Source organism: Streptomyces sp., from assembly GCF_036524955.1.
Lineage (GTDB): Bacteria > Actinomycetota > Actinomycetes > Streptomycetales > Streptomycetaceae > Actinacidiphila.
On record NZ_DATDBG010000237.1, the window covers coordinates 34,294 to 52,520 of the forward strand.

Below are 18,227 nucleotides of genomic sequence, written 5' to 3' on the forward strand. Positions count from 1 at the left end.
ACAACCCGCGAAACCGCCGAGCGGGCGCAGAAGCGAACAAGAGAGGGTCAGCGTGAGCGACGACGGTGTGCGCAAGGCCCCCACGCGGCGGGGGCCGCCGCCCATGGCGGGGCCGGCGCGGTTCATGAGCGGGGGCCCGATCGAGCGGTCGATGGACTTCAAGGGGTCCTTGAAGCGGGTGGTCGGCCTGATGCGGCCGGACCGCTTCTTCCTCTGGACGGTGCTGGCCCTCGGCACCGCCAGCGTCGCGCTCGCCGTGACCGGTCCGCTCATCCTGGGCCGCGCCACCGACCTGATCTTCGCGGGCGTCGTCGGCCGCCAGGTGGAGGGCACGTCCAAGGAAGGCGCCCTGGAAAACCTGCGGGAGCACGGCAAGGGCGGCGTCGCCGACATGCTCTCGGGCGTCGACTTCACCCCCGGCCGGGGCATGGACTTCGGCGCCATCGGCTCGGTGCTGCTGCTGGCCCTGGGCGTGTACCTGTTCGCGGCGCTGCTCGGCGTGGCGCAGATGCGTACCGCCACCAAGATCATCAACCGCACGGCCCACCGGCTGCGCGAGGACGTCGAGGCCAAGCTGTCCCGGCTGCCGCTGTCGTACTTCGACCAGCAGCCGCGCGGTGAGGTGCTCAGCCGGGCCACCAACGACATCGACAACATCGGCCAGACCATGCAGCAGACCATGGGCCAGCTCGTCAACTCCGTGCTGACCATCGTCGGCGTGCTGGCGATGATGTTCTGGATCTCCTGGCTGCTCGCCCTGGTGGCGCTGGTGACCGTGCCGGTGACGCTGGTGGTGGCCACGCAGGTCGGCAAGCGCGCGCAGCCGCAGTTCGTGCAGCAGTGGAAGACCACAGGCAGGCTCAACGCGCACATCGAGGAGATGTACACCGGGCACTCCCTGGTGAAGGTCTTCGGCCGGGCGAAGGAGTCCGCGGAAATCTTCCGGCGGGAGAACGAGGACCTGTACCGGTCGGGCTTCCGGGCCCAGTTCATATCCGGCACCATCCAGCCGCTGATGATGTTCATCGGCAACCTGAACTACGTACTCGTCGCCGTCGTCGGCGGCCTGCGGGTCGCCTCGGGCGCGCTGTCCATCGGCGACGTGCAGGCGTTCGTGCAGTACTCGCGGCAGTTCAGCCAGCCGCTCACCCAGGTCGCGAGCATGGCCAACCTGATCCAGTCGGGGGTGGCCTCGGCCGAGCGGGTCTTCGAACTGCTCGACGCCGACGAGCAGTCCGCCGAGCCCGCGTCCCCGGTCCGCCCGGCGGAGCTGCGCGGCCGGGTGGCGCTGGAGGACGTGAGCTTCCGCTACCTCCCGGACAAGCCGCTGATCGACGGCCTGTCGCTGAAGGTGGAGCCCGGCAACACGGTGGCGATCGTCGGCCCGACCGGCGCCGGCAAGACCACGCTGGTCAATCTGCTGATGCGGTTCTACGAGGTCTCCGGCGGCCGGATCACCCTGGACGGCACCGACATCTCCGCGATGTCCCGGGAGGAACTGCGCTCCTCGATCGGGATGGTGCTCCAGGACACCTGGCTGTTCGGCGGCACGATCGCCGAGAACATCGGGTACGGCAGCGAGCGGGCCACCCGCGAGGAGATCGAGGCGGCGGCCAGGGCGGCGCACGCGGACCGCTTCATCCGGACCCTGCCGGACGGCTACGACACGGTGATCGACGACGAGGGTACCGGGGTCAGCGCGGGCGAGAAACAGCTGATCACCATTGCCCGGGCATTCCTGTCCGACCCGGTGATCCTCGTCCTGGACGAGGCGACCAGCTCGGTCGACACCCGTACCGAGGTGCTGATCCAGCGGGCGATGGCCAAGCTCAGCCATGGCCGTACCAGCTTCGTCATCGCCCACCGGCTCTCCACCATCCGCGACGCGGACGTCATCCTCGTCATGGAGTCCGGGTCGATCGTGGAGCAGGGCACGCACGACGAGCTCCTGGCGGCGGACGGCGCGTACGCCCGGCTGTACGCGGCACAGTTCGCGCAGGCGGTGGCGGAGGTGGACTGAGCGGGGTCCCTTGCCGAAGCGTACGCAACCGAATGGGCACTCACCCTGGACCGGCGCGACTTCCCAGCGTTACGCCGGCCCACCGGCCACCAGGCATTCCGGCTCCTGCCCGACGGCCTCTGACGAATCCCGTGATCCCCAACGCCGCGGAGGTCGCCGGGCCCCAGGCAGCGATCCCCTTCGGAGAGGCCGTCCGCACGGCTTCCCCGGACGCGAAGACATCGACGCCGTCCGGCACCTCTGGCGGTCTGGTCTGCCGGTGATCGCCAGGACAGGGTCCCTCAGCGCGGTGCCCGGCGGCGGTTCCGGAGTAACGACGATGCGGAGGTGACGGCGATTCAGCAGATCAGCGCCTGATCGGGGTCCCCGCTCACTCCAGATAGCCGCGTAACTGCTCGGCGAAGGCGTGGTCGCGCAGCTTGTCGAGGGTCTTGGACTCGATCTGGCGGATGCGTTCGCGGGTCACGCCGAAGATCCGGCCGATCTCCTCCAGGGTGCGCGGGCGGCCGTCCATCAGGCCGTACCGCAGCTGGACGACCTTGCATTCGCGCTCGCCGAGGGTGGACAGCACCGCGTCCAGGTGCTCCCGCAGCAGCAGGAACGCGGCGGATTCCACCGGGGACGCGGCGTCGCCGTCCTCGATGAGGTCGCCGAGCGCCACGTCGTCCTCCTCGCCGACCGGCGCGTGCAGCGATACCGGTTCCAGGGCGAGGCGCAGCACCTCGCAGACCCGTTCCTCCGGCAGATCGAGCCGGGCGGCGACATCCGCGGTGCTGGGCTCGTGCCCGCGCTCCTGGAGCAGGGTGCGCTGGACGCGTACCACCCGGTTGATCAGCTCCACGACGTGGACCGGCACCCGGATGGTACGGGCCTGGTCGGCAAGGGCGCGCGTCATGGCCTGGCGGATCCACCAGGTCGCGTAGGTGGAGAACTTGTAGCCACGGGCGTAGTCGAACTTCTCGACCGCGCGGATCAGGCCGAGGTTGCCCTCCTGAACCAGGTCGAGCATGGTCAGGCCGCGGCCGATGTAACGTTTCGCCACAGAGACCACCAGGCGGAGGTTGGCCTCGATCAGTCGGCGTTTGGCCATCCTGCCGAGCACCACCAGGCGGTCGAGGTCGACGGCGAGCTGCGAGTCCAGGTCCGGGAAGGCGGTCAGCTTCTCCTCGGCGAACAGCCCGGCCTCGACCCGCCGCGCCAGCTCCACCTCCTCCGCGGCGGTGAGCAGCGGTATGCGGCCGATCTCCCGCAGGTACTGCCGGAACAGGTCGGCGGACGGCCCCACCGCCTCCTCCCGCAACGGCCGGAACCCGTCCTCGGGTTCGTCCGGGATGGCCAGGGCGGGGGCCAGGGCGGGGGCCACGGACGCGGGCTCGCCGACGAGGGCGCCCGGCCCGTCCGCCCCGGCCGGTGCCGGTGGTACGGTGCCGGGTCCCTCGGCTGGTCCGTCGGCTGGTCCGTCGGCGTCGCCGGGGCGGTCGCCCGGGCCGTCCCGGCGCTGTTCGGGCACGCGGGGCCCGGCGAGCCGGCCCGGCGGTTGCGACGGGGGCCGCACCGCCGCCACGTCGGCCACGGCCGGAAGAGCCGGGAACTGCGGGGGGACGTCGGTCGGGATGCCGGTCTGGGTGCCGGACGGCTGGACGTCCGGCTGGATCTGGGTCTGCACGGAAGCGACCTCCGCGGTGAGCGCGACGTTGGGCTCAAGAGGGCTCTGGCGCCGTCACCCAGTCTGGCCCACGACGTACCCCCACTACGAGGGTCGTGCGGGCCATTTTTCACGCCACGTCACCATCGAGGGCCATCCGGTGACGCAATGGCAATTGCCGGACGCGGATGCGGTCCGGGCGCGGGCACTCAGGGATCCGGTCCCGGGCGATCGGGGGCGCCGGGACCCGGTCCCGGCGCGTACGGCGCGGCCTCGCGGTCCGCGCTCAGCGCGTCCTGCGGCCCGGCGCGGCCTCGCGGTCCGGGCTCAGCGCGTCCCGGCGCGTTCCGGTCCGGCCTGCGGCCCGGTCCCGGCGCGGCGGCCCGGGTCGGCCTCACGGCCCGGGCTCAGCGCGTCCTGCGGCCCGGTCCCGGTCCCGCCTGCGGCCCGGCGCGGCCTCGCGGTCCGGCGCGTTCCCGGTCCGGCCTGCGGCCCGGGCTCAGCGCGTCCCGGCGCGTTCCGGTCCGGCCTGCGGCCCGGTGCCGGCGCGGTCCGAGACCGGTCCCGGCGCGACCTCGCGGTCGGGGCTCAGCGCGGCGCCGCAGTCCGGTCCCGGCGCACCCGCCGCGCGGCTACAGCGCCGCCGCGCCCTGCTCGCGCAGCCGCTGACCGTACTGCTGGAGCGCCCACACCTCGCCCTGGACCGCCGACATCTCCGGGGCTGCCGGGGAGACGCCCTGAGCGGTGAGCCGCGCCTGGGTGGCGAGCACCTGGGCGACCCGGCGGTCGACCGCCAGCAGCCGCACCCGGACCAGGACCTCGCCCGCGTAGATCTCCGGGAGTTTGTGCATCACCGGTTCGACGGCGAGTTCGGTGATCATCATCCGAACGATGTCGTCCGGGGCGGCCTCGCGGACCCGGACCAGATAGTCCTCGTCCGCCCGCTCCACGCCGCCCGCCTCGTTGATCGCGCGCCGCACGGCTGCGTACGGCGGCCCGGTGAACTCGTCCTCGCCGTACGCGTCGAAGGCCGGGGAGACCAGGTGCGGGTGCTGGAGGGCGAGCTTGAGCAGTTCGCGCTCCACCCGGTGGGCGGGGCTGCGCAGGTCGAGGCGCGGGCCGCGGGGGGCGGCGCCGGGCGGTCCGTACGAGCCGGCGGCGGCGCGCGCGGGCGGCACGCTCCCCGTACGCACTCCCTCGCCCCGGCCCTGGCCGCCGCTCTGACCCTGCCTGCGGTCGTACTCCCACCGGGCGAGCTGGGAGACCCGGCGGACCACGAACTGCGTGTCGGTCACATAACCCAGCAGGCCCGACAGCATCACCGCGTACTTGTGGCGGACCGCCTGGTCCTTGATCCGGGCCACGATCGGCGCGGACGCCTCCAGCGCGGCGGCCTGCCCCTCCGGCGAGGCGTTGTCGTAACTCTCCACGGCCGACCGGATGGCGAACTCGAAGAGCGGGGTGCGGCCCTCGACCACCTGCTCCACCGCCGAGTCGCCCTTGGCCAGCCGCAGTTCGCAGGGGTCCATGCCGTCCGGGGTGACGGCGATCGACGTGCGGGCGGCGAACTTCTGGTCGTCCTCGAAGGCGCGCAGCGCCGCCTTCTGGCCGGCCGCGTCGCCGTCGAAGGTGAACACCACCTCGGAGCGGGAGTTGTCCATCAGCAGCCGCCGGAGGATCTTGATGTGCTCCCCGCCGAACGCGGTCCCGCAGGTCGCGATCGCGGTCGTCACCCCGGCGAGGTGGCAGGCCATCACATCGGTGTACCCCTCCACGACCACCGCGCGCCCGGTCCTGGCGATCTCCTTCTTGGCCAGATCGATCCCGTACAGCACCTGCGACTTCTTGTAGAGCGGCGTCTCCGGGGTGTTGAGGTACTTCGGTCCCTGGTCGTCGTCGCGCAGCTTGCGCGCTCCGAAGCCGATCACCTCGCCGGTGATGTCGCGGATCGGCCAGATCAGCCGACCCCGGAACCGGTCGATCGCGCCGCCGCGCCGGCTCTCCGAGGCCAGGCCCGAGACGATCAGCTCCTTGTCGGAGAAGCCCTGGCCGCGCAGGTACCGCACCAGGTGATCCCACCCGGCCGGCGCGTACCCCACCCCGAACCGCTCGGCCGCCGCCTGGTCGAACCCGCGCCCCGCCAGGAACTGCCGCCCGATCTCGGCCTCCGCACCGCCCAGTTGCTCCGCGTAGAACCGCGCGGCGGCCCGGTGCGCCTCGACCAGCCGGATCCGCTCCCCCTGCTGCCGCCCGACATGGCTCCCCTCCTCGTACCGCAGCGTGATCCCGGCCTGCCCGGCCAGCCGCTCCACCGCCTCGGTGAACGAAAGGTGGTCCACCTTCATCACGAACGCGAGCGTGTCACCCCCTTCCCCGCACCCGAAACAGTGGTAGAGGCCCTTGCTGGGGCTGACCTGGAAGGAGGGGGACTTCTCGTCGTGGAAGGGGCACAGGCCCTTGAGGTTGCCGCCGCCGGCCGGTTTGAGCTGGAGGTATTCGGAGACCACGGCGTCGATCGGGACGGCGTCCCGTACTGCCTTTACGTCTTCGTCCCTGATCCTGCCGGCCACGGGGGAAGTGTACGGCTCGGGTGGGACAGGGACGGCCGGGAAGGGACGGCGGGGTGGATCGACGGGGTGGATCGACGGGGCATGGCGGCGGGCTGGCGTCCGGGTATTCGGGCGTGTCCGGCGAGCGGGGGCCCCAGCCGGCGCTGGACATGAACGCGCCGGGGCTGCCGGCGTTCTACCTGTTCGGCCGGTCGTACGCGGCGGTGGGAAGCGGCTGTGGGAAGGTGTCGCCGCGCGAGTCCTCCGGATGGACGGGGGCCTCGCGCGGCGTCCCGGTGCACGGCACCGCCCACCGGAAGGTGAGGATCTCCTCACCGGCCCGGCAGCGGTCCACATGCGGGGTGCCTGTCCTGGTCTGTCCTGAATGTCCGCCCTGGGGTTGTCCTCGTCAGTCCAGGAAAGAGGTGAGGGGGACCGAAGGATCCGACAGTGCCTCGGGGTCCACCGGACGGCCGGCGCGGATCAGGTGCTGGATGGTCTCGGTGACGTCCCAGACGTTGACGTTCATGCCCGCCAGCACCCGGCCCTCGCGCAGCCAGAATGCGATGAACTGCCGCTTGCCGACATCGCCCCTGGCCACCACCTGGTCGTACGTGCCCGGGGCGGCGTGCCCGGAGAACTCCATGCCGAGGTCGTACTGGTCGGAGAAGAAGTACGGGATGCGGTCGTACGACACCGGGCGGCCGAGCATGGCGCGGGCGGCCGCTGGACCGCCGTTGAGGGCGTTCGCCCAGTGCTCGACGCGCAGCCGGACGCCGAGCAGCGGGTGCTGGGCGTTGGCGACGTCGCCGGCGGCGAAGATGTCGGGGTCGGAGGTGCGCAGCGAGGCGTCCACCGCGATGCCGCCGCCCAGGGCCGGATCGGCGAGGGTGAGCCCGGCCATCTCGGCGAGGGCGGTGCGCGGGGCGGCGCCGATGGCGGCGAGCACGTCGTGCGCGGGGTGCTCGTCGCCGTCGTCCGTCACCGCGGCCAGCACCATGCCGTCCTGCCCGGTGATCCCGGTGAGCTTCGTCCCGAACCGGAAGCGGACGCCGTGCTCGGCGTGCAGGTCGGTGAAGACGGCACCCAGCTCCGGGCCGAGCACGCCGTACAGCGGGGTCGGCGCGGCCTCCACCACGGTGACCTCCGCGCCGTAGCCGCGGGCCGCCGCGGCCACTTCCAGGCCGATCCAGCCGGCTCCCGCGATCACGATGTGGCCGTTCTCCCGGCCGAGGCTGGTCAGTACGCGCTTGAGCCGCTCCGCGTGGGCGAGGCGGCGCAGGTGGTGCACGCCGGCCAGGTCGGTGCCGGGGATGTCCAGGCGGCGCGGCTCGGCACCGGTGGCCAGCAGCAGCTTGTCGTACTGCAGGACGGTGCCGTCGCCGAGCCGTACCGTCCGGGCGGCCCGGTCCAGGTGGACCACGGGCTGGCCGAGGTGCAGCTCGATGTCGTGCTCGGCGTACCAGCCGGTCTGCTGCACGAAGACGGAGTCGCGGTCCGCGCTGCCGGTCAGGTACGCCTTGGACAAGGGTGGGCGTTCATAGGGATGGTCGCGCTCGTCGCCGATCAGTATCACCCGGCCGGTGAATCCCTCGGAGCGCAGCGTCTCCGCGGCTTTCGCCCCGGCGAGCCCTGCTCCGACGATCACGAAGGTCTGGTGTGCGTCCACCACGGTGCGCCTCCCCTGCCGGTCGTTCGTTATACGCGAGCGTCCCGCACGTCAGGGCCGTCCGGAAGAGCGCCGCGCCGGTCCGTTGTCCCACCGCTCGTCTGCTGAGCGGACTTTTATGCCTGCTCAACGGCTCGGGCGGGGTGTGGGGTTACGGGGCGGGGGTGCGGAATCTGGGGCTGAAGCGGGTTCCGCCTGGGGTTCGGACCCGGGTTCGGCCGCGGGTCCGGGCCCGCGATCGGCGCCGGGGGCGGGCTCCGGTTCGGCTCCCGGCCGGATTCCAGCACGGCCTCGCGTTCAGCTTACGGCCCGGATTCCGGTGCGGGCGTCGCGTTCAGCTTCCGGTCCGGAATCCGGTCCGGGCGTCGCGTTCAGCTTCCGGTCCGGCAGCGGGTACGGTGCCGCCGACCGCGCGCCAGACCAGGGCGGCGGCCCGTTCCGGCCAGTGGTGCGGTGGCGGTGAACCGGCCGACGCGCGCCCGTACCGGCTCCGGGTACACATCGTCACCGCGACCTCGATGTCGGCACCGACATCGGCGACGCCACCGGCATCGACCAGGCCGATCCGACGCGCGCTGCGGCCGCCCGCGCCGCCGACCCACCCCCGGCCAGGAGACAGCCACCCCGTACGACCGCTCAACCCCTCCCCATCCGCCGCGCGTGCAGCGCCGACACCGCCGCGTCCGCCAAGCACGCGACCTCGTCGACCACCGCCCGCCGCCGGGCCACCCCCGGCGAGGAGACAGCCACCCGTACGACCGCTCAACCCCTCCCCATCAGCCGCGCGTGCAGCGCTGTCGCCGCCGCGTCCGTCAGGGACGCGATCTGGTCGACCACCGCCCGCCGCCGGGCCCGGTCGTCGTCGGCCGCGTCGAATATCGCCCGGAACTGCGGGTCGAGGCCGTGCGGGGCGCGGGCGATCAGCTCCTGCGCCAGCTCGCCGATGACCACTCGCTGCTCGGCCCGCCGCCGGGCCTGCGCGGCGCGCTGCATGACGTAACGGTCGGCGACCGCCTTGAGCACCGCGCACTCCAGACGCTGCTCGCGCGGCACGACGAATTCCGCACCGTACCGCGTGAGCCCAGCCGTACCGTGGCGCCGCCGGGTGGCGCCCTCCGCGGCGAGACAGAAGCGGCCGATGAGCTGGGAGGCGGCGTCCTTGAGCCGGGCCTGGTCGAGGGCGGAGCCGTCGTACCGCCGCGGCCACCACGGCTGGGCGATCAACCGGTCGAGTGCGGCAGCCAGTTCGGCCGGGTCCGTGCCGGGCGGGGCGTAACGGGCCGCCGCACACCCGAAGACCTCGGCCCGTTCGGGTCCGGCCAGCAGCGCCCGCGGGTCGATGTGCCCGGCCTGCAACCCGTCCTCCACGTCGTGCACGGAGTACGCGACGTCGTCCGCCCAGTCCATGACCTGCGCCTCGAAGCACCGCTGCCCGTCCGGCGCGCCCTTGCGCAGCCAGCGGAAGACCGGCAGGTCGTCCTCGTACACCCCGAACTTGGGGCTGCCGGGTGCTGTGGGGTGCTCGCCGCGCGACCACGGGTACTTGGTGGCGGCGTCCAGCGCGGCCCGGGTGAGGTTGAGCCCGACGCTCACCAGCCTCTCGTCCGGGGCGGCTGCCCGGTCCGAGGCTTCTCCCCCGCCCGCGGCGCCCCCCGCGTCCACGAACCGCTTCGGCTCGAGCCTGGTCAGCACCCGCAACGACTGCGCGTTCCCCTCGAACCCCCCGCATTCCTCGGCGAATTCGGCGAGCACCACCTCCCCGTTGTGCCCGAACGGCGGATGCCCCAGGTCGTGCGCGAGGCACGCGCTCTCCACCAGGTCCGGATCGCAGCCCAACACCGCGCCCAACTCCCGCCCGACCTGCGCGCACTCCAGCGAGTGCGTCAGCCGGGTCCGCGGGCTGGTGTCCGTCACCGCGCTCCCGGCGCCCCCCGGATCGACCACCTGCGTCTTCCCGGCCAGTCTGCGCAGCGCCGCCGAGTGCAGCACCCGCGCCCGGTCGCGCTGGAACGCCGTACGGCCGGGCCGCTTGTCCGGCTCCGGCACGTACCGTTCCACGTCCGCTTCGCTGTAGAGCCCGTACGGCTCGTACGGTCCCGGGAGCGCGGATGCCGCGCGGGGCGGCTGGTGGTTGTTCCCTTCCATGCCAACGACGGTAACCGGCCACGCCGACAGTACGGTGACACCCCGATGTACGGGTCAGCTACGCCCGGCGACCGAGCAGTCGCCGCACCGGGCCGCCGTACGACGCGGTGACGCCCGGGCCGAGGGCGGCACGGGCGGCCCCGGCCGCTTCGTCATAGCGGTGCAGCACCAGCCGGGCCATCGCCTCGTGGGCGCCGAGCGGCGCTGCGACGATCCACGGCGCGGCGCTCGCGGCCTGCGTCGCGAACAGACCGGGCGCGGTGAAGTACGAGGCGACCGCGACACGGCGCAGCCCTCGGGCGGCCAGCGCGGCGACCGCTTCGGGCACGGTCGGCGCGGCGGCGGAGGCGTACGCGGGCAGTACCGGGACGCCGCCGAGCCGGGCGCTGAGCAGGGCCGCGGTACGGCCGGTGTCCACGGCGGAGTCGGGGTCGCGGGAACCGGCCGCGGCGAGCACCACCGCCTGGCCGCCCGCCTGCCACCCGGCCTCCGCGAGCCGGGCGTCCAGCGCCTCCGCGAGCAGCGGATGCGGGCCGAGCGGCGCCGCCACCACGCCCCTGACGTGCGGCGCGCCCGCCAGCGCCGCGGGCAGGTCCCGCTTGACGTGGTGCCCGCGACCGAGCAGCAGCGGCACCAGCACCGCATCGCCGCGCAGGCCGGCCAGGGTGTCGTCGAGCAGCGGCTCGTTCAGCTCGACATGGCCCAGGCGCACGTCGAGCTCGGGCCGCCGGGCCCGTACCCGGTCCAGCAGCGCCTGTACGGTCCACAGGGCCCGCGGGTCACGGCTGCCGTGCGCGACCGCCACCAGGGTGGGCCGCGGTACCGCCGGCGTTTCCATACGGGCCTCCGTTCGGCTTTCCATACGGCGATCCTGCGGCGCCGACATTGCGGTGGAGTTGCGGGTGAATAACGGCTCATGTCGGTGCACTCACCGCCGAACGGAGGCACTGTGAGGGTTCTTGCCGGAATTTCCGGTGGGGCGCCTTTATGAATTCCAGGAATCACTTCACGGGGCGCCGCAGCCAGTCCCCGTCCTCTATTCGCACACCGGAAACCAGCAGCTCACGAGTAATACGGTCGGCGGCGATATAGACCCATGCATGTACCTCGCCGCCCGGCGTACGCACCTGCACGGCCACCCTTTCGTAAAGGTTCGCCGCGTTTCCGGGAACGTAGTCCTCCAGCCTGTCGAGTTCCGCCAGCACCTGCCCGTACACCTCTTCGGTGATCACCGCGACTTCTCCGTGCACGGTTCCGGCACCGTCCGGGTCGGGCACCGCGTAGGGGTATCCGGGTCCGTGGAAGAGCAGCGTGCCGGGCAGGACGGCGGGCGTCCAGGAGACCGTACGGCCGTGCAGCAGGTGGTGGTTGCGCTCGCCGGGGAGCAGGGTGCCGTAGACGAAGACGGGCAGGTGACGGGGGGTCACGGGGCCTCCGGGGACGCGTTGTCAGTGGTGGTCGGTCGGTCTTCCTGCTCGCTCCCCGCGCGGGTGGCCTCGTTCCTCGCCCACTCCGGGAGCTCGGGCGTCAGCCCTCCGCGGGGGTTCTGCGGTGGTTCACACCGTGGGCCGACGGCGTCGGCGGGGACGGCAACCGCGGCGCCGCCCTCGCGTCGGCCACAGGAGAGTCGATCACAGGAGACCGGCGGCCGGAAGGCGAATCCGGCAGCGCGACAGGCAGGGGGACCATGATGGGCACGCCGACCGGGAGGACCTGGCCCGCGCGGCTGCGCGTCCGGCTGCGCCCGCCACGGCTTCCCCGTACGCGCGCACGGCGTGCCCCGGGGCAAGGTCGTCCTCTGGCCCCCCACGCCCACCCCGCCCCACCGCACGTCCTCACACCGCACGTCCTCACACCGCGCGCTCCGGGCCGCTGAGCTCCCGGTCCCCACCGCGTAACCCTCCGGGCCGTACTCCGAAACAGACCCCGCGCAGGCTGGGCGCATGAGCTCACCCGCGGCCACCGCCGACCCGCAGGCGTCCGGACCCCGCGCCGACGTGGACACCCACTGCCCGTACTGTGCGCTCCAGTGCGGCATGACGCTGCGGGCGGGCGCGGGCGGGCGGACCGAGGTGGTGGAGCGGACGGCCTTCCCGGTGAACAAGGGGGCTGTGCGGGAAGGGGCGGGCCTCCGCGGAGGTGCTGGACCCGGCCGTGCGGCTGACGGAGCCGTTGGTGCGGGGCGAGGACGGGACGCTGCGGCCGGCGAGCTGGGGCGAGGCGCTGGACCGGGTCGCCGAAGGGCTGCGCCGAACCGGGGCCACGTACGGGCGGGACGCGGTCGGCGTGTTCGGCGGCGGTGGGCTGACGAACGAGAAGGCCTACGCGCTGGGCAAGTTCGCCCGGGTGGTGCTGCGCACCTCGCAGATCGACTACAACGGCCGTTTCTGCATGTCGTCCGCGGCGATGGCGCACAACAGGGCGTTCGGGCTCGACCGGGGGCTGCCCTTCCCGCTGGCGGACGTGGCCCGCACCGGCTGCGTCGTCGTCGTCGGCTCCAACCTCGCCGACACGATGCCGCCCGCGCTGCGCTACCTCACCGAGCTGAAGGAGAACGGCGGCACGCTGATCGTGGTCGATCCGCGCCGGACGCGCACCGCCGAGCAGGCGGACCTGCACCTCCAGCCCCGGCCGGGTACGGATCTGGCGCTGGCGCTCGGCCTGCTGCACCTGGTGGTGGCCGAGGGCCGGCTCGACCGGCGCTTCATCGCCGACCGCACCAGCGGGTGGGAGCAGACGCTGCCCGGCGTGATGGCGCACTGGCCGGAGCTGGTGGAGCGGATCACCGGGGTGCCGGTGCCGCAGTTGCGGCAGGCGGTGGCGATGTTCTGCGACGCGCCCGAGTCGATGGTGCTGACCGCCCGCGGCCCCGAGCAGCAGTCGAAGGGCACGGACACGGTCAGTGCCTGGATCAACCTGTGTCTGGCGACCGGGCGGGCCGGGCGCCCGCTCTCCGGTTACGGGTGCCTGACCGGGCAGGGCAACGGCCAGGGCGGACGCGAACACGGCCAGAAGGCCGACCAGTTGCCGGGCTACCGCAAGCTGGACGACCCGGCGGCCCGCGCGCACGTCGCCGCGGTGTGGGGGGTGGACCCGGACGAGCTGCCGGGGCCGGGCCGCAGCGCGTACGAACTGCTGGACGCGCTCGGCCACGACATACGCGCCCTGCTGGTGATGGGGTCGAACCCGGTGATGTCCGCGCCGCGCGCCGGGCATGTGGCGCAGCGGCTGGCGGCCCTGGACTTCCTCGCGGTGTGCGATGTGGTGCTGTCGGAGACGGCCGCGATGGCGGATGTGGTGCTGCCGGTCACGCAGTGGGCGGAGGAGACGGGTACGACCACCAACCTGGAGGGGCGGGTGATCCTGCGGCGCAAAGCCGTGGACCCGCCGCCCGGGGTGCGGTCCGACCTCGCGGTGCTGGAGGCGCTGGCGGGGCGGCTGGGCTGGGACAAGGGCTTCCCGGCGGACCCCGAGGAGGTCTTCGGGGAGTTGCGGCGGGCGTCGGCGGGCGGGCCGGCGGACTACTCCGGGATCACGTACGAGCGGATCGTCGCGGAGGACGGGGTGTTCTGGCCGTGCGGCGAGGACGAGGGACGGGAACCTCGGCCGGCGGAGGAGCGGGACGACCGCGTGGGCGGGCGGAACGGCACGCCCCGGCTCTTCCTCGAACGGTTCGCGACGCCGGACGGACGGGCCCGGTTCACTCCCGTGCAGCACCGGCCGGCCGCGGAGGAGCCGACGGCGGATTATCCGTACTACCTGACGACCGGGCGGGTGCTGGCCCAGTACCAGTCGGGCGCGCAGACGCGGCGGGTGCGGGAGCTGAACGAGGCCGCGCCCGGACCCTTCGTCCAGCTCCACCCGCGGCTGGCCGCACGGCTCCGCGTCGCGGACGGGGAGCCGGTGGCGGTGACCAGCCGGCGCGGGCGGGCGGTGGCCCCGGCGCGGGTGTCGGCGGCGATCCGGCAGGACACGGTGTTCATGCCGTTCCACTGGCCGGGTGAGGGGCGGGCCAACACGCTGACCAACCCGGCGCTGGACCCGGCGTCGCGGATGCCGGAGTTCAAGGTGTGCGCGGTGCGGGTGGAGAAGGCGTAAGAGGGGGAGCCGAGGCCGGTCAGCGGTCCGGTGCGTCCGCCCGGCCTCGGACCCGCCGATAGCTCTGGACCAGCAGGGCGAACAGGAGGACGCCGGACAGGATCAGCGCCGCACCGGTGGGCCAGCCGCCGGAGGGCAGATCGGGCATCAGGCCCCACACCACACCCGCGCCGACCAGGACCGCACCGGTGAGTACGGAACCGGCGAGCCGCCAGCGTGAGGTGACGCTGTCCTCGGCCGCCTGAATCGCGCGCGCCCTGACCGGCTCGACATGGCGCTCCAGCCGGGGAAAAGCGCGAGCCAGCACGATCATGCCGGCCAGGACGAGGAGCAGACCCGGGCCGGGAAGCACCAGCAGCGCCACTCCGGCCACCAGCAGGATCGCCCCGGCAACCGCGAGGGCCGCGTTCTTGATGTCCATCCTCCCTCGTTCCGCACTCGGGCCGACCGCCGGCGTCGTCAGGGCCGCGGTCGTGCCGCCGGCGCACCGCCCCGGCCGGGGAAGCGGTTCTCCGCGCACCCTGCTTTCATCCTCCCGCACCGCGTCCCGTACCGCACAGGACGCGCGGCCGGGGTACCGGGATCCTTCCCGGGCCCGCGGCGCGTACCGTGGCGGTGCGGGCAGTGAGCACCGCCGAACGTCGGAGGAGGAGCGCGCCACCATGGCGGCAGCCGGGCAGCACACGTACGAGACCGAGGTCGTCTGGACGGGCAACCTCGGGACGGGGACCAGTACCTACCGCTCCTACGGCCGCACGCACGAGGTGAGGGCGCCCGGGGTCCCCCCGATCCCGGGGTCGTCCGATCCCGCCTTCCGGGGCGAGCGTGACCGCTGGAACCCCGAGCAGTTGCTGCTGGCCGCGCTGTCGCAGTGCCACATGCTGGCGTACCTGCACCTGTGCGCGGTGAACGGGGTGACCGTGACGGCGTACACCGACCGTGCGAGCGGCACGATGCAGGAGACCCCCGGCGGTTCCGGGCACTTCACCCGGGCGACGCTGCACCCGGTGGTCGAGGTGGCCGCCCCGGAGATGGTCGCGAAGGCGGTCGCGCTGCACGCCGAGGCCCATGACGTGTGCTTCATCGCGAACTCCGTGAACTTTCCGGTGGACCACGAGGGAGTCGTGACGTTGGCCGCCCCTGCCCCTTCCGCATAGTGCGGGCACGCGGGTGGGCGCACGCGCGGTTGGGTCGCCCACCCCGCGTGCACCCCCCGCGTACCCTCGCTACGCGGACGCAGGAGGCGATCCCGGCGGAGGTGACCACCCGCCCGTCGACGACGTGCAGCACGTCCCGTACGACCGTCGCGCGCGGAAACCGCTGGACCGGTTCCTCCTGGCGTCGTGGTGCGTGGTGCACCGCCGCCCGTCGAGCAGTCCGGCCCGGCCGAGCGCGTCGGGGCCCGCGCAGACGCTGGCGACCGTGCTACCGCCGGCGTGGTGGTCCCGCAGCCACCGCGGGGTGGCCGGCTCCAGCGCCCCGGTGTCCCGCGGGTGGGTGACCGCCGGCCCGGGACGACGATCAGGTCGTCCGCGCCGAGCACCGGCCGCTCGGCGCGCGCCCGCAGCGCGACGCCCCGCGCGGTGGGCACGTCCTCCCGCTCGGCCACGTGGTGCAGCGTGTAGCCGAGACCGTGGTCGGCCGCGGTGGAGAACACCGGGGCCGGACCGGCAAGGGTCCAGCAGGTGCAGCCGCGGGACGAGCAGGAAGACCACCCCGGTCACGATCCGGTCAGTTCCTTGACGGTGGTGACGGTGGCGAAGCGTCCGGCCAGGGCGTACTGCGTCCGCTCGATGACGTCGCCGGGCAGCAGGGTGCGCGGATCGGCCAGCACCTCGGCGAGAGGCCGCCCGGCGGGCGCGTCCCGGTGCGGGATCGGCTCCGTGGCGGTCGCGTCGACGACGAACGTGACGTCGTACCCGAGGTCGGAGGCGAGCCGCGTGGTGGTCTCCACGCACTGCTCGGTCCGCACCCCGCAGGTGATCAGCGAGCGGATGCCGCGTCCGGTGAGGATCTGCTGGAGGTTGGTGGTGGTGAACGCGTTGTGCGAGGTCTTGGTGAGCACCGGCTCCCCGTCCCGCGCGACGAGCCCCGCCATCAGCCGGACATGGCCGAGGGCCGGGTCGAAGACGGTCCCGGTGCCGGGCTCGGCGTGCAGCACCCACACGACCAGGTCACCGCGTTCCCGGGCGAAGTCGACAAGTCGCCCCACCTGCACGGCCACCTCGGGGTCGGAGGCGGCCTGCCAGCTCTCGCGCTGCCGGAAGGACTCCTGCACGTCGATGACGATCAGGGCGGAGGCGCTGTGCGCGGGGTGGCGCGTGTCGGCGGGCGCGTTCCCGTACGAGTCGCCGTTCGCGCTGCCGTACGCGTCGCCGTTCGTGTTCTCGGTCATGCCCCCGATCCTGGCCTGCCTTGGCGCCCCGCCGGTAGACACGAACGCGCCCCGCCCCGGAATGATCCGGTCGCCACCCGCCCATCGGCTCACACCCGGCTCCCCACAACGATGAGCGCACCGTTGCTCCCGGGTAATGGCGGGGATGCGGACGGGAAACAGCGGCCACGCACGCTCAAGGGCATGGAGATCGTGGTGATCGGCGGCGGCATGGCGGGGGCCCGCCTCGCGCAGCAGCTCGCGCCGTACGAAGCGGCGCGCCTCACCCTCGTCACCGAGGAACCGCACCCCGCGTACAACCGCGTCCTGCTCGCCGAGGTGCTGGCCGGACGCTACGGTCCGGAGACGATCGCCCTGCCCGCCGCCGGCACCCCGCACCCCGCACGGGCGGTCCGCGTGGACCGCCCCGAGCAGGTTGTGATCTGCGACGACGGTTCCGTGATCCGTTACGACCGCCTCGTGCTGGCGACCGGCTCCAACCCCGTACTGCCGCCGCTGCGCGGCCTGTTCGAGGAGGGCGCCGACGACCTGCCCGCCGGTGTGCATGCCTTCCGCACCATGGACGACTGCCTCGCGCTGTCGGAGGCCGTGCGGGACGGCGCGCGCGTGGTCGTCGTGGGCGGCGGACTGCTCGGCGTCTCGGCCGCCCAGGCGCTGGCCGTCCGCGGCGCCCAGGTGGTGGTCGCCCAGCAGGGCGAGCATCTGATGGAGCGGCACCTGGACGAGCCCGCCGCCGCGCTGCTCCGCACCCACCTGGAGGCGCAGGGCGTCGAGGTGCACACCGAGTGCCGCGTCCGCGGCCTGCGCACCCGGCCCCACCCGGGACCGGCCGGCCGCGCCGTACAGTCCGTCGAACTGGCCGACGGCTACTGCCTGGACGCCGATCTGGTGGTGCTGGCCTGCGGAGTACGTCCGCGCACCGGACTCGCCCGGGCGGCCGGCCTCGATGTCGCCCGGGGCATCGTCGTCGACGACGAGCTGCGCACCAGCGACCCGGCCGTCTTCGCGATCGGCGACTGCGCGCAGCACGCGGGCACGGTGTACGGCCTCGCGGGTGCGGCCCGCGACCAGGCCGACGTCCTCGCGCGCGTCCTGGCGTACGAGCCGGCCTCCGAACCGGCGCCGGGGGAACCGAAGGCGCGCCCCGCTTCCGGCCTTCCGGCCGGCGCCGCCGGCGTCCCCGCCGCCCCGGGCGCCGGCTCGGGCGCCCCCCGCTACCTGGGCACCCGCGCCGTGACCCGGCTGACCCTCCGCCCCACGCGGAACGCGCCCGGGGCCGGAACCGGGCCGACGTCCGGAACCGAGTCCGGGCCGACGCCCGGGGCAGCCCCCCGCCCGGCCGGCGGGGCCGCCCCCGCAAACGCCTCCCGGCCCAGCGCCGCAGGCACCCCCTTCGACCTCGCCGCCTTCGGCGACCCCGTCCCCGTCCCCGGCGACGACGTCCTGCGGCTCGCGGACGCCACCCGCGGCGCGTACCGCAAGGTCGTGGTCCGCGGGGACCGGCTGGTCGGGGGCATCCTGCTGGGCGATCTCGCCGCTGTCGGCGCGGTCGCCCGCACCTGGGAGGGCGACGAGCCCCTGCCCTCCGCACCACTGCTTCATCTGCTCACCGACGACGGAGGTTTCTGACCATGGGTGCGAGCGCGCCGAAAACGACGATCGTGCTGGTCGGTCACGGAATGGTCGGCCAGCGTTTGCTGGTGGCG

The 18,227-nt window shown here is 73.6% G+C and carries 11 protein-coding genes and 2 pseudogenes; 4 read left to right on the plus strand and 9 right to left on the minus strand.

Features of this window, described 5'->3' with window-relative positions; translation table 11 throughout:
• Positions 1 to 103: 103 nt before the first annotated feature.
• Positions 104 to 2,020, plus strand: a complete 1,917-nt coding sequence (locus VIW71_RS19180; RefSeq protein ID WP_331623588.1) for an ABC transporter ATP-binding protein — start codon at positions 104 to 106, stop codon at positions 2,018 to 2,020.
• A gap of 370 nt (positions 2,021 to 2,390) precedes the next feature.
• Here the strand turns inward: VIW71_RS19180 and VIW71_RS19185 are convergent, their stop codons facing one another.
• The 6 genes from VIW71_RS19185 to VIW71_RS19210 form a co-directional block, all read right to left on the minus strand.
• On the minus strand, positions 2,391 to 3,686 hold the full coding sequence (locus tag VIW71_RS19185; protein WP_331623575.1) for an RNA polymerase sigma factor: 1,296 nt from the start codon (positions 3,684 to 3,686) through the stop codon (positions 2,391 to 2,393).
• A gap of 611 nt (positions 3,687 to 4,297) precedes the next feature.
• Positions 4,298 to 6,235 carry a DNA primase gene (dnaG, locus tag VIW71_RS19190; RefSeq protein WP_331623576.1) on the minus strand — a complete coding sequence of 646 codons (1,938 nt, stop codon included), beginning with the start codon at positions 6,233 to 6,235 and terminating at the stop codon, positions 4,298 to 4,300.
• 388 nt (positions 6,236 to 6,623) lie between these two features.
• Positions 6,624 to 7,886, minus strand: coding sequence for an NAD(P)/FAD-dependent oxidoreductase (locus VIW71_RS19195; protein WP_331623577.1), 1,263 nt, complete (start codon positions 7,884 to 7,886; stop codon positions 6,624 to 6,626).
• Positions 7,887 to 8,645: 759 nt separating this feature from the next.
• Entirely contained in the window at positions 8,646 to 10,028 is a 1,383-nt protein-coding gene (locus tag VIW71_RS19200; RefSeq protein WP_331623578.1) for a deoxyguanosinetriphosphate triphosphohydrolase, read from the minus strand.
• A 58-nt stretch (positions 10,029 to 10,086) separates the two neighbouring features.
• Entirely contained in the window at positions 10,087 to 10,890 is an 804-nt protein-coding gene (locus VIW71_RS19205) for a sirohydrochlorin chelatase (protein ID WP_414720783.1), read from the minus strand.
• A gap of 139 nt (positions 10,891 to 11,029) precedes the next feature.
• The gene (locus tag VIW71_RS19210; protein ID WP_331623580.1) at positions 11,030 to 11,455 is read right to left on the minus strand and encodes a gamma-glutamylcyclotransferase family protein; all 426 of its coding nucleotides are present in this window, start codon (positions 11,453 to 11,455) and stop codon (positions 11,030 to 11,032) included.
• A 516-nt stretch (positions 11,456 to 11,971) separates the two neighbouring features.
• On the opposite strand from VIW71_RS19210, the pseudogene VIW71_RS19215 reads away from it, so the two are divergent.
• Positions 11,972 to 14,126, plus strand: a pseudogene (locus tag VIW71_RS19215) (molybdopterin oxidoreductase family protein).
• 19 nt (positions 14,127 to 14,145) lie between these two features.
• On the opposite strand, the gene VIW71_RS19220 reads toward VIW71_RS19215, so the two are convergent.
• Positions 14,146 to 14,547 carry a PGPGW domain-containing protein gene (locus VIW71_RS19220; RefSeq protein ID WP_331623581.1) on the minus strand — a complete coding sequence of 134 codons (402 nt, stop codon included), beginning with the start codon at positions 14,545 to 14,547 and terminating at the stop codon, positions 14,146 to 14,148.
• 241 nt (positions 14,548 to 14,788) lie between these two features.
• Between VIW71_RS19220 and VIW71_RS19225 the strand changes: the two genes are divergently transcribed.
• Positions 14,789 to 15,283: an OsmC family protein gene (locus VIW71_RS19225; protein ID WP_331623582.1), complete on the plus strand. Its 495-nt coding sequence runs from the start codon at positions 14,789 to 14,791 to the stop codon at positions 15,281 to 15,283.
• A gap of 67 nt (positions 15,284 to 15,350) precedes the next feature.
• Here VIW71_RS19225 and VIW71_RS19230 read toward each other — a convergent pair.
• Positions 15,351 to 15,850: pseudogene (locus VIW71_RS19230) on the minus strand (DJ-1/PfpI family protein); the annotation flags it as partial.
• Positions 15,847 to 16,521: a cysteine hydrolase family protein gene (locus VIW71_RS19235; protein ID WP_331623583.1), complete on the minus strand. Its 675-nt coding sequence runs from the start codon at positions 16,519 to 16,521 to the stop codon at positions 15,847 to 15,849. The pseudogene VIW71_RS19230 and the gene VIW71_RS19235, both read right to left, overlap by 4 nt.
• A gap of 183 nt (positions 16,522 to 16,704) precedes the next feature.
• Between VIW71_RS19235 and VIW71_RS19240 the strand changes: the two genes are divergently transcribed.
• Entirely contained in the window at positions 16,705 to 18,150 is a 1,446-nt protein-coding gene (locus tag VIW71_RS19240; RefSeq protein WP_331623584.1) for an NAD(P)/FAD-dependent oxidoreductase, read from the plus strand.
• The last annotated feature ends 77 nt before the right edge of the window (positions 18,151 to 18,227 follow it).

What these genes read in the sequence shown, in the direction of transcription:
- VIW71_RS19180 (WP_331623588.1), top strand. Translation starts at nt 104, where the DNA reads ATGGCGGGGCCGGCGCGGTTCATGAGCGGGGGCCCGATCGAGCGGTCG.
- VIW71_RS19200 (WP_331623578.1), bottom strand. Translation starts at nt 10,028, where the DNA reads ATGGAAGGGAACAACCACCAGCCGCCCCGCGCGGCATCCGCGCTCCCG.
- VIW71_RS19205 (WP_414720783.1), bottom strand. Translation starts at nt 10,890, where the DNA reads ATGGAAAGCCGAACGGAGGCCCGTATGGAAACGCCGGCGGTACCGCGG.
- VIW71_RS19220 (WP_331623581.1), bottom strand. Translation starts at nt 14,547, where the DNA reads ATGGACATCAAGAACGCGGCCCTCGCGGTTGCCGGGGCGATCCTGCTG.
- VIW71_RS19225 (WP_331623582.1), top strand. Translation starts at nt 14,789, where the DNA reads ATGGCGGCAGCCGGGCAGCACACGTACGAGACCGAGGTCGTCTGGACG.
- VIW71_RS19235 (WP_331623583.1), bottom strand. Translation starts at nt 16,521, where the DNA reads ATGACCGAGAACACGAACGGCGACGCGTACGGCAGCGCGAACGGCGAC.
- VIW71_RS19240 (WP_331623584.1), top strand. Translation starts at nt 16,705, where the DNA reads ATGGAGATCGTGGTGATCGGCGGCGGCATGGCGGGGGCCCGCCTCGCG.